At 60.6% G+C, this 10,878-nt stretch carries 9 protein-coding genes; 7 read left to right on the top strand and 2 right to left on the bottom strand.

The annotated features are described in order from the left end of the window. Positions 1–124 precede the first annotated feature (124 nt). Positions 125–1,597, bottom strand: a complete 1,473-nt coding sequence (locus AGR2A_RS13830; RefSeq protein ID WP_004443127.1) for a DEAD/DEAH box helicase — start codon at positions 1,595–1,597, stop codon at positions 125–127. Positions 1,598–2,097: 500 nt separating this feature from the next. Here AGR2A_RS13830 and AGR2A_RS13825 point away from each other — a divergent pair, with 500 nt between their 5' ends. Then, a complete protein-coding gene (locus AGR2A_RS13825; RefSeq protein WP_072494739.1) occupies positions 2,098–5,772 on the top strand; it encodes a response regulator in 3,675 nt (1,224 codons plus the stop codon). Between the two features lie 11 nt (positions 5,773–5,783). Here the strand turns inward: AGR2A_RS13825 and mnmD are convergent, their stop codons facing one another. Next, on the bottom strand, positions 5,784–6,539 hold the full coding sequence (gene mnmD / locus AGR2A_RS13820) for a tRNA (5-methylaminomethyl-2-thiouridine)(34)-methyltransferase MnmD (protein WP_004443123.1): 756 nt from the start codon (positions 6,537–6,539) through the stop codon (positions 5,784–5,786). Between mnmD and AGR2A_RS13815 the strand changes: the two genes are divergently transcribed. The 6 genes from AGR2A_RS13815 (at position 6,538) to AGR2A_RS13790 (ending at position 10,876) form a co-directional block, all read left to right on the top strand. Next, positions 6,538–7,752, top strand: coding sequence for an NAD(P)/FAD-dependent oxidoreductase (locus AGR2A_RS13815; protein WP_045532127.1), 1,215 nt, complete (start codon positions 6,538–6,540; stop codon positions 7,750–7,752). The two genes, mnmD and AGR2A_RS13815, sit on opposite strands and share 2 nt — an antisense overlap. A 96-nt stretch (positions 7,753–7,848) precedes the next feature. Continuing rightward, positions 7,849–8,556, top strand: coding sequence for a DUF1045 domain-containing protein (locus AGR2A_RS13810; protein ID WP_004443119.1), 708 nt, complete (start codon positions 7,849–7,851; stop codon positions 8,554–8,556). 200 nt (positions 8,557–8,756) lie between these two features. Beyond that, complete coding sequence (gene puuE / locus AGR2A_RS13805) at positions 8,757–9,680, top strand: allantoinase PuuE (RefSeq protein ID WP_072494737.1); 924 nt, start codon at positions 8,757–8,759, stop codon at positions 9,678–9,680. Further along, positions 9,680–10,177, top strand: a complete 498-nt coding sequence (gene uraD / locus AGR2A_RS13800) for a 2-oxo-4-hydroxy-4-carboxy-5-ureidoimidazoline decarboxylase (protein WP_072494736.1) — start codon at positions 9,680–9,682, stop codon at positions 10,175–10,177. Before puuE ends, uraD begins: the two co-directional genes overlap by 1 nt. 49 nt (positions 10,178–10,226) lie before the next feature. Next, a complete protein-coding gene (locus AGR2A_RS13795; RefSeq protein ID WP_004443113.1) occupies positions 10,227–10,517 on the top strand; it encodes a nucleotidyltransferase family protein in 291 nt (96 codons plus the stop codon). Continuing rightward, the gene (locus AGR2A_RS13790) at positions 10,514–10,876 is read left to right on the top strand and encodes a HepT-like ribonuclease domain-containing protein (protein WP_072494735.1); all 363 of its coding nucleotides are present in this window, start codon (positions 10,514–10,516) and stop codon (positions 10,874–10,876) included. The genes AGR2A_RS13795 and AGR2A_RS13790 overlap by 4 nt, the downstream gene beginning before the upstream one ends. Positions 10,877–10,878: the final 2 nt, after the last annotated feature.

Here is a 10,878-nt window from a genome sequence, read left to right as displayed (position 1 = left end):
GGGGGCAAGGGTGATGAGATACGGCAACTTTACCCCCTCATCCGACCCTTCGGGCCATCTTCTGCCCGGCGGGGAGAAGAAACGCCCGGCAATGCCGCGGCGTCCTCAATCCATTCAGAGCGCCTTAACGGTTGCGGCCGCGATGGCCGTTACCGGAAGCGCGTTTTTCCTGGCCGTTGCCGCCGGCAGGGGCGTGGCGGTTGGCGCCGCTGCCGCCGGGCTTGCGGGCCGGACGACGATGCTTGCGCGGGCCAGCCGGGCGGCCTGCGTCGCCTTCGGCCTGCTTCACGCGCTTGAAGTCTGAGGTGACTTCAAGATCATTGTCCGCATCGCGCGGCGCGTGGTGGCGAGACGGGCGGGATTCGCCGTTGTGGCGTCCGCCTTCGCGCGGACCGCGCTGCTGGCCGCCATTGTTATTTCGTCCGCCGCGGTTGTTGTTGGGGCGCGTCGGGCTGGCAAGACCGGCCGGGCGTTCACCAGAAGCAACCGGAATATCGATCTTCATCAGCTTTTCGATGTCGTGCAACAGGCGGGTTTCGTCCGGTGCGCAGAAAGCAATGGCGATGCCATCGCGGCCGGCACGGGCGGTACGGCCGATGCGGTGGACATAAGCGTCCGGTACTTCCGGCAGGTCATAGTTGAAGACGTGCGTCACGGCCGGGATATCGATGCCGCGGGCCGCGACGTCGGTTGCGACCAGAACCTTGATCTCGCCGTCCTTGAAGCCCTTCAGGGCGCGCTCGCGCTGGCCCTGGCTCTTGTTGCCGTGGATAGAGGCGACCTTGAAGCCGATATGTTCGAGATGCTTGTAGAGCTTCTCCGCACCGTGCTTTGTGCGCAGGAACACGATGGCGCGGCCATCCGGGTTCTCGTTGAGCGACTTCTTCAGAAGCTCGGTCTTATCGTTCTTGCCGGCGACGAAGTGGACATATTGCTCCACCTTGTCGGCTGCCTTGCCGGGCGGGGTCACTTCGACCTTCAGCGGATCGGTCAGGTAGCTGTGGGCAAGATCGGCGATCGCCTTCGGCATGGTGGCGGAGAAGAGCAGCGTCTGGCGCTTGGCGGGCACCATCTTCGAGATCTTGCGCAGATCGTGAATGAAGCCGAGGTCGAGCATCTGGTCCGCTTCGTCCAGCACCAGATAGGTGACCTTGGAGAGCGAGATGGCGTTGCGGGCGATGAGGTCAAGCAGGCGGCCGGGGGTTGCCACCAGAATGTCCGTGCCCTTTTCGAGCTGGAGCTGCTGCTTGTTGATCGATGCGCCGCCAACCACCTGGTTGATGCGCAGCGGCGTCTTCTTCACGAAAGCGCGCAGGTTTTCGCCGATCTGGTTCACCAGCTCGCGGGTCGGGGCAAGGATGAGCGTGCGGCAGGTGCGGTTTGCCGGGCGGTCCGCCTGCTTCATCAGCATTTCGATGATCGGCAGGCCGAAAGCGGCGGTCTTGCCGGTTCCGGTCTGTGCGAGGCCGATCAGGTCGCGGCCTTCGAGCAGCAGCGGAATGGCTTTTGCCTGAATGGGGGTCGGGGTTGTGTAGCCAAGCTGGGTAACGCTGGCAACAATCTTTTCGGAGAGGCCGAGTTCGCTAAAACTGGTCAATATAATGCCTTTCGGGGCGCCAAAAACCAATCGTCCGGAACAGGGCTGCTGTCCGGCGGTTTCGGCGTCAAGAACCCCGCGTGAATTGGGAACTTGTGGGTTGGAATAACTTTCTGCGCATCAGTGCGGCACATGCCGTCTTCTGTATTCTCTGCGCTTTTCCTTCATGCGGGCCAAGTCTCTCTCGGACCAAGTCTTCTCAACATACGCTGCAGCTCACGCGGCTGCCGAAGGTGAAAGCTTGACCGGCATGTGGGCGTTTTACTCGTCAAAGTCAAGCGATAGTTTCATGACATGGCTGCCGGACGGCGCATGGCAGCCATGCGGAACGCCGCCGCCAGCTGGCCGAAGAGCTGGGTCGCAGCGAATAATTATGGTTAAAAAAGTGTATTGCCGGGCAGGGCGCATAGCAAAAACAGATTTTCTCACATAACGTTTGTGCGAAGTCATCTAGAAATATTTGATTCGACAAAGTGAAACTGCACGCTGTGGAGTATCGATTGACCGAGGGCAGCGGGTTGCTGGAAAAGGCTTGCAGGGCTGTTGCCGCCCTGAACCTGCCCGCGTGCATCAAGGACAGCGAGCTGCGCTATCTCGTGGTCAACGCCGCCTACGCACGGTTGATGGGGCGTCCCCTCAGGGCGTTCGAAGGCCACACCAGCCTTTCCCTCTCGGCTGATATCCGTGATGCGGAGCGGGAGGACAGGGAGCGCCGTTCACTCGTTTTTGCGACGGACGAGATGATCGCCTGCCATGCCTCGGTTTCCTCCCTGCCATACACGCTTCTCTGCGAGCGCTTCACCGATGATGACGGCAGCCTGTTCCTGTTCGAAACGGTGGAAGACATGCCGTTGGGCGTTCTGACGGGGACGGCGGATATCGGCGGGGCGTCGGACCTGCTGTTCAGCAGCGGCCTCATGGATTTCATCGATGCCGGCATCGTCGTCTACGATGCGGAAAACCGACTGGTTTATTGCAATGCCCGTTTCGCGGAGTTCTATAGCGGTTTTGGCGTCGAGCTGAAGCCGGGCATCCGGCTCGAGGCGCTGATGGAGGCGCTCTATTTTTCGAGCGGATATCGTCGCGTCAAAGAAGACGACCCTGCGTTCGAAGGCTGGATGCGGGAGCAGTTGCGCGATTTTTCCCTGCCCTATCTCGAAAGGGTGGAGCAGTTCGCCGATGGCCGCTGGGTGCGCATGGTCAACAAGCGGCTGGAAAACGGCATGCTGGTTGGCCTGCGCATCGATGTGACCGAGTTCAAGGCGCACGAGACCCTTCTCAGCGCCCAGATCCGCGAAACCTGGTTGCTGCGCGCTGCCCTCGAACAATTGCCGGTGGGGGTTTTCCTGAGGGATCAAGACAGGCGGCTGACCTATGCCAATGCCGCCTATGATGCATTTCTCGGCGGCAATCTCGCCGACTATATCGGCAAGACCGAATCCGAAATGTTCCCGCAGAATGGCTCCCAGTTCCAGCAGGAAAACGAACGGATCTTGCAGACCGGAGAGGCGCTCGAACGCACGGGAAACATGCCTCAGCGCAACGGACGGGCCATTCCCGTCATCACGCGGCTCGGCCGCGTTGCGACACCGGATGACGAATATTACCTCGTGGGCTCCGTCACCGATGTCAGCCTCCTGCAGGAGCGGGAAAAGGCGCTGATCGCCACACAGGCCGAAGCCGAGGCGCTGCATCGCCAGCTCGAAGCGGTACTTCACGCGCTGCCCGTGGGGGTGCTGCTTCTCAGCGCCGATCTCGTCATCGAATATGTCAATCCGTTCTTCTACCAGGTCTGGGGCGAAATCGGCGGCGAGAAATCACTTGTGGGCAAAGACTATCGCGAATTCATGAGGATGAATTTCGATAGCGGCCTTTATGATTATGGCGATCGGCCTTTCGACGAGGTCTATAGCGAGCGGGCGCAGCGGCTCCTGAAGGATGGGGCCTTTGCCCCCCGCGAGGTGCGCAGCAAAAGCGGCAAGGTGACCGTCATCTCCAAAACGCGCCTCGAAGGCGGAAAAATCCTCAGCACCTATGCCGATGTGACGGATGTGCGAATGCGCGACGCCGAAATCAGCAAGGCGAAGGCCGAGCTGGAGCGCGTCGGCGAATATATGCAGGGCGCGACGCGCGCCATGGCGCAGGGCCTGGTGCTGGTGGAGCAGGGCACGATCATCATGTCCAACGAGGCGATGGCGCGGATGTTCGACGTGCCGCCCGAGCTGCTGGAAAAGGATCGCGACTGGTCCGGCTTCTTCGCCCATTGTGCCGCGCGCGGAGATTTCGGCACGGCCGAGGAAGCGGCCGCGATGCTTAATGCCTGGAAAGACAACATTGCCGCCAACCGGCCGTTCTCCTGGCTAATCCATGTCGCCGGCAAGAGGTGGCTCAACCTGGAAGCCACCAACAGTTCCGGCAATTACTGGCTCGTGATCGTCACCGACGTGACCGAGATGAAGATGCGCGAAGGCGAATTGCAACGTCTGCTTTCGCGGGCGGAAGCGGCGGACCGCGCCAAATCGGAATTTCTGGCCAATATGAGCCATGAAATCCGCACGCCGATGAACGGCGTGCTTGGCATGGCGGAGCTTCTGGCCAAATCCAACCTCGATACGCGCCAGAAGACTTTCACCGACATCATCGTCAAGTCAGGCAATGCGCTTCTGACGATCATCAACGACATCCTCGATTTCTCCAAGATCGAAGCCGGGCAGATGAAACTGCGCAGCGTATCTTTCGATCCGGCGGAAGCCGTTGAGGATGTGGTTTCGCTCCTGTCCTCGGCGGCGCTGGAGAAGAACATAGAGCTGGTGGTGCGGACCGACCCGTCGGTTTTCGGCAAGGTCATCGGTGACGCCGGACGCTTCCGCCAGATTGTTACAAACCTCGTCGGGAATGCCGTCAAGTTCACCGAAACCGGCCATGTGCTGGTGGAGCTTTCTGCGCAGTCAGCGGAAGCTTCGGAGGCTATCCTGTCGCTGCGTGTCGAAGACAGCGGGATCGGTATTCCCTCCGACAAGCTGGAGACGATCTTCGACAAGTTCAGCCAGGTCGATAGTTCCGCCACGCGCCGTCACGAAGGAACCGGGCTCGGCCTGGCGATCACCGTCGGCCTTGTCGGGCTGTTCAACGGCAAGATCGATGTCGTCAGCGAAGTGGGCAAGGGGTCGAGTTTCGAGGTCAACATCCCGTTTCAGATGACCGAAAGGCGGAGGGATGTCCCACCTCTTTCGGTGGCGATCGAAAATATCCGGGTGCTCGTCATCGATGACAACGATGTCAACCGGCGCATCCTGACGGAGCAGCTACAAAGCTGGGGCATAGACGGCCATGCCGTCGAGGGAGGGCCCACCGGCATTGCCGTGCTGCAGGAAGCCGTAGCGGTGGGTCTTTCGATCGACGCCATCATTCTTGATTATCACATGCCTGTCATGAACGGCCTGGACGTCGTGGAGCGGATCAGGGCGGATCGCCGTTTCGACGACATCGCCATCATTTTCCTGACGTCCATGGATGTCGTGGGTGACGAGACGCTCTTTACCGATCTCAACGTGCAGGCACATCTGATGAAGCCCGCGCGGGCGCGGCTGTTGCGCTCCACCCTGTTCGACGTGGTGCGCGACGTGCGGCTGAAACGCGCGCGGCCGGAAGCTTTCGCAGGTGCCTCGGACGGCGGTTCGTCCCGGCCGGAAGGTCCTGCTTCAGAAAAGAAGCGGCGGGCAGAGGTGCCGACAGTTTCCGTCCGGCTGCGGCCCAGCCTGATCGATGTGCTGGTGGCCGAGGACAATGACGTCAACCAGATTGTTTTCACGCAGATTTTGCAGCAGACGGGTCTGCGGTTCCTGATCGTCGGCAATGGGAAAAAGGCCGTTCAGGCGTGGGAGGAATATAATCCCGCGATCATCCTCATGGATGTCTCCATGCCTGTCATGAACGGGCATCAGGCAACGCAGGCGATCCGGACGGCCGAACTTGCGGCCGCCGAAGGCCGGCATGTGCCGATCATTGGCGTGACGGCCCATACGCAGGATGCTGACCGCGATCTATGCCTGCAGGCCGGCATGGACGATTATCTGTCGAAGCCCATCAGCCCCGAAATTCTCGAGGATAAGATCGCCCAGTGGCTGGGTGAAGATATTCCGCGCCGGGTATCTGATGACGCAACCGGTCGCTGATGTCGTTTTGGTCAAACCGGGGGCCTGGTGCCGCAGAGCATTTCCCGTTTTCCTGCGAAACCCTTGCGTCGTTCCACATCAAAACCGGCGGCGATGAGATTGCGGCGGACGAAGCCTGCGGCGGCATAGGTGGCGAAGGTGCCTGCCGGCGCCGTCCTGGCGAACAGTGCCTGCATGATCTCCAGCGACCACATGTCCGGGTTGCGCGCAGGTGCGAAACCATCCAGGAACCAGGCATCGAAGGTTTCGTGACTGTTGGAAATACCGGTGAGCGCCTCGCCGCAGACCACCGTCAGGCGTGTTTCACCATCGAGTTCAATCTCTACCTTCCCCTTCGGTTCGGCGGGCCAGAGGGCGGTGAGCGCCCTGCGTTCGGCGTCCACCTCCGGCCAGCGGGAAAGTGCCCGGCCGATCTCGTCCGCCTTCATCGGGTAGAGTTCGAAGGAGATGAAATGCAACGTGGAGCGGCCGTTGCGGAGCTCTTTCCATTGGCGCCATGTCTCGCACAGATTGAGCGCGGTGCCGAAGCCCAGTTCCCCGATGCGGAAGACGCCTTCGCGTTCCCGCCAGCGTTGCGGCAGGCCGTTTCCTGACAGGAAGACGTGGCCACATTCCAGCCTGCCATCCGTCTGGCAATAAAAATGGTCGTCAAAAGCCAGCGAATAGGGCATATCCCCGTCACGCCAGTCGAGTGCAGTGTGGGTTTCGCCGGTTGCCGAACCGGCCTGTGCGCCAGTCTCTCTGATAGTGTCGTTGGAATCTTTCATGGCTAAAGCCGATAATCCCGCTTTCGAACAGGGTCAATCACCAAGAACGCCTTTGCCTGCTTCCGTCCCTCTCCTCATCGTCGGGGGTGGTATCATGGGTCTATGGGCTGCGGTTAAGGCGGAACGGCTCGGCATCGATACGTTGCTGGTGGAGGCGGACCATCCCGGTGGCGGCGCGAGTGGCGGGCTGCTCGGCGCGCTGATGCCTCATATGCCGGACCGCTGGTCGGACAAGAAGCAGTTCCAGTTCGCCGCCCTCGTGGCGCTGGAAAAAGAGATCGCCGGGCTGGAGGCGGAGACCGGGCTTTCCGCCGGTTATCGCCGCTCTGGCCGGATCATCCCATTGCCGAAGCCGCATCTGCGTCCCATCGCCGAGCGGCATGAAAGGGATGCGCAGGAGAACTGGGTCTCGGGTGAGCGCCGGTTCCATTGGCATGTCGGTGACAGCCCTGCGGTTGCGGGCTGGGTGGATGACGCGGCTGGCGCAGCGGGTTTCGTGTTCGATACGCTGGCGGCGCGGGTGGCTCCGCGTGCAATGATTGCGCTTCTTTCGGCATTTCTCGGCAAGGCGCGGCATGTGCGGTTGATCAAGGGTTGCCGCGTCCTTTCGCTTGACGCGGAGACAGGCCGGGCGGCGCTGTCTTCGGGGGACGAGGTCGTGTTCGGCCACGCCGTGATCGCCAATGGGCATCGATCCTTTCCCCTGATCCGGGACGCACTGGGCCTCGACACCGGGCTGGTGCTCGGGCAGCCGGTGAAGGGGCAGGCGGCGCTGCTCGACGCGGCGGTCGATCCGGCCATGCCCGTGGTGTTCCTGAACGGTCTTTACATCGTGCCGCACGAAGACGGAACGGTCGCCATCGGCAGTACCAGCGAAGATTGTTTTTCCGACCCATTCGATACGGATGAGAAGCTGGAAAAACTGCTTGCGGATGCGGCTGCGATTGTCCCCTGGCTTGGCGGGGCTCCGGTTCTCGAACGCTGGGCCGGGCTGCGGCCGAAGGCTGCGGGCAGAGACCCCATGGTGGGAACGGTTGCCGGTCACCCGAAGCTTGTGGCATTGACGGGCGGCTTCAAGGTGAGCTTCGGTCTTGCCCATTCTCTTGCCGATGCCGCGCTACAGGCCGTTTGCGGAAAGGCACCGGACGTGCCGCGGAGTTTCCAGCTTCAAGAACACGTGAACATAGCCATGGCGGGCATCGGAAAGTTCTGACCAGACCGCTTACGTCGTTAATCTGTCACGCAAATCACTTATTTGCTGGCCTGCAACGAGGCAGGTTTGTCCGCTTTTGCGGCGAGGTGACAGCGCATGCGATACGCCATTCATTTCACGCCTTCCCCCAATGACCCCCTGACGCAGGTGGCCGCTGCGTGGCTGGGGCGCGATGCCTATTCCGGTCAGGCGGTTGAGCCGCCCGGTATGATCGATCTTGGTATGCAGGAGATTTCCTATCACACGGCCCTGCCGCGCCGGTATGGTTTCCATGGCACCATCAAGGCTCCTTTCCGCCTTGCCGAGGGTCAGTCCGAAGCGGCGCTCCTGCGCGACCTGATGTATTTTTCCGGCAGGCAGGAACCCTTTCCGTTGCCGCAACTTGTGGTGGCGAGGCATGACAATGTCTTCAGCCTCGTCCCCGAACGGCCCTGTGAAGTGCTGCATTTTTTCGCGGCCCGCGTCGTGCAGGAATTCGACCGTTACCGGGCGCCTCTCACAGAGGCGGAGATCGAGCGTGCCGATCCGGACCGGCTGTCGGCCTCGCAGCTCACCAATCTGCACCGCTGGGGCAGCCCGCATGTGATGGACGAGTTCCGGTTCCAGATGTCGTTGACCGGCGGTGTGGAACCCGCCAGCAGCCAGAGGATCGAGCGGGCCGTGCGCAAGGTGTTCGAGCCGCTGCTGTCCCGGTCCCTGCAATTTTCCAGCCTTGCGCTCTTCATCGAGGATGAGCCGGGAGCGCCTTTCCGGGTGCACTCGCTTCATCCCATGGGCCGCGTTTCCGCCCGCAAGATTGCCTGACTGGCGCGCCATCATAATCGTATACAAAAAAGCTTCGGAATGTCGGCAAAATTGATCTCGACATTCCGTATGCGAATGATACCGTTCAACATCGCATATTCGAAGCCCGCTGCGTCATCCGTCTGGATCAGGCATCTTCGAAGTTCTGTTTGTGTCTCCGAAATCGGTTGCCGATTGGGAGAGATGGTCTGGGTGGCTGAATGATTTCCGAAAACTACTCCCGCAATCTGGTGGGCTATGGCCGCAATGTTCCCGATCCGAAATGGCCGGGCGGTGCGCGCATTGCCGTGCAATTCGTCATCAATTACGAAGAGGGCGGCGAAAGTTGCATTCTCGACAATGACAAGGCGTCGGAATCGCTGCTGTCGGAAATCGTCGGCGCCCAGCCCTGGCCTGGCCAGCGCAACCTGAACATGGAATCGATCTATGAATATGGCTCGCGCGCCGGCTTCTGGCGGCTGTGGCGCATGTTCACCGGGCTTGGCGTCACCACCACCGTTTACGGCGTGACCGCAGCCATGGCCCGCAACCCGGAAGCGGTTGCGGCGATGAAGGAAGCGGGTTGGGAAATCGCCAGCCACGGATACCGCTGGCTGGAATACAAGGATTTTTCCGAGGAGGAAGAGCGTAAGCACATCGTCGAAGCGGTCCGTCTGCACACGGAGGTCACCGGCGAACGTCCCTATGGCATGTATCAGGGCAAGCCCTCGGATAATACGCTGCGGCTTGTCATGGAAGAGGGTGGTTTTCTCTATTCGTCGGACTCCTATGCCGACGATCTGCCCTATTGGGTGAAGGGTGTGAAGGATGAGCCTTTCCTGATCATTCCCTACACGCTTGAGACCAACGACATGCGGTTTGCCACGCCGCAGGGCTTCAATTCCGGCGACCAGTTCTTCACCTATCTGAAGGACGCTTTCGACGTGCTTTATCAGGAAGGTGTCGAAGGTGCGCCGAAGATGATGAGTGTCGGCCTGCATTGTCGCCTTGTCGGCCGTCCCGGTCGCGCAGCGGCACTTCGCCGCTTCATCGAATATGTGCTTGGCCACGAAAAGGTGTGGATCCCGCAGCGCATCGAGATCGCCCGTCACTGGCATGAGCATCACAAGCCGGAGGCGCTTTGATGCTGACGCGTGAGGAGTTCGTTACCCGTTTCGGTGGCGTGTTCGAACATTCGCCATTCATTGCCGAGAGGGCCTATGACGCTGGTGGGGCCGGGCTGGAACTGACGGCGAAGGCGGTTCATGCCGCGCTTAGCGCGCAGTTTCGCGCGGCTTCCGAGGCGGAAAGGCTTGGCGTTTTGCGGGCGCATCCCGATCTCGCCGGCAAGCTGGCAATTGCCGGCGAGTTGACGGCAGACAGCCGCAACGAACAGGCCGGTGCCGGGCTCGACAGGCTTACCCAGGAAGAGCACGCCCGTTTTACCGAATTGAACAGCGCCTATACCGATAAATTCGGTTTTCCTTTCATCATCGCGGTCAAGGGGCTGAACAGGCACGATATACTCTCGGCCTTCGAGACACGCATAGGTAACGGCGCAGCCGAAGAATTCGCGACCGCCACGGGGCAGGTTGAAAAGATCGCCTGGCTTCGTCTTTGCGCAATGCTGCCGGAGGGATGATTGGCGCGTTGCGGCCATTCTGCTAGAATCGCGCCGTGTGGAGATGACGATGAGACCTTCCGAGGTGCTGGAAAAGAACAGGGAAGCGATCCGCGAAGCGACGAAACGCTTCAATGCGGCAAATCCCCGCGTGTTCGGCTCCGTCGCCCGCGGCGAGGACAGGCCGGACAGCGATCTCGACATTCTGGTGGACGCGCTGCCGGGTACGACGCTGTTTGATCTCGGCGGTTTGCTGGAAGAACTGAAGACGATGCTTGGTGTCGAGGTCGATGTCGTCACCTCGGGCGGCTTGCATTCGGATATTCGGGCGCGCGTTCTGAAGGAAGCCAAAGCGGTATGAGTACGGATCGGCTTCTGCTCTATCTGAAGGAGATGGATGTTGCTGCTTCCAGGATACGGGATTTCATTCAGGATATGGATGAGGCCGCTTTTTCTTCCGACACGCGCACGCAGATGGCGGTGATGATGGGTCTTGCCCTGATTGGCGAGGCGGTCGCCAAGCTCGACAGGCACTACCCAGCATTTATACAGCAGCACCCGGAAATCCCCTGGATCAAGATGAAGGGTATGCGCAATCTGATCGTGCATGATTACTTCCGGGCAGAGCTCTCGGTCGTCTGGAAAACGATAACGCAGAGTATTCCGGATTTGCAGGCGCGCCTCTCCCTTCTCCGAAACTGGCATGCCCAAGGTGAATGACA

Origin of the sequence: Agrobacterium genomosp. 2 str. CFBP 5494 (genome assembly GCF_900013495.1) — a bacterium.
Taxonomy (GTDB): domain Bacteria; phylum Pseudomonadota; class Alphaproteobacteria; order Rhizobiales; family Rhizobiaceae; genus Agrobacterium; species Agrobacterium pusense.
Note: the sequence above shows the minus strand (reverse complement) of the source record. Positions and strands in the feature narration are given on the sequence as shown.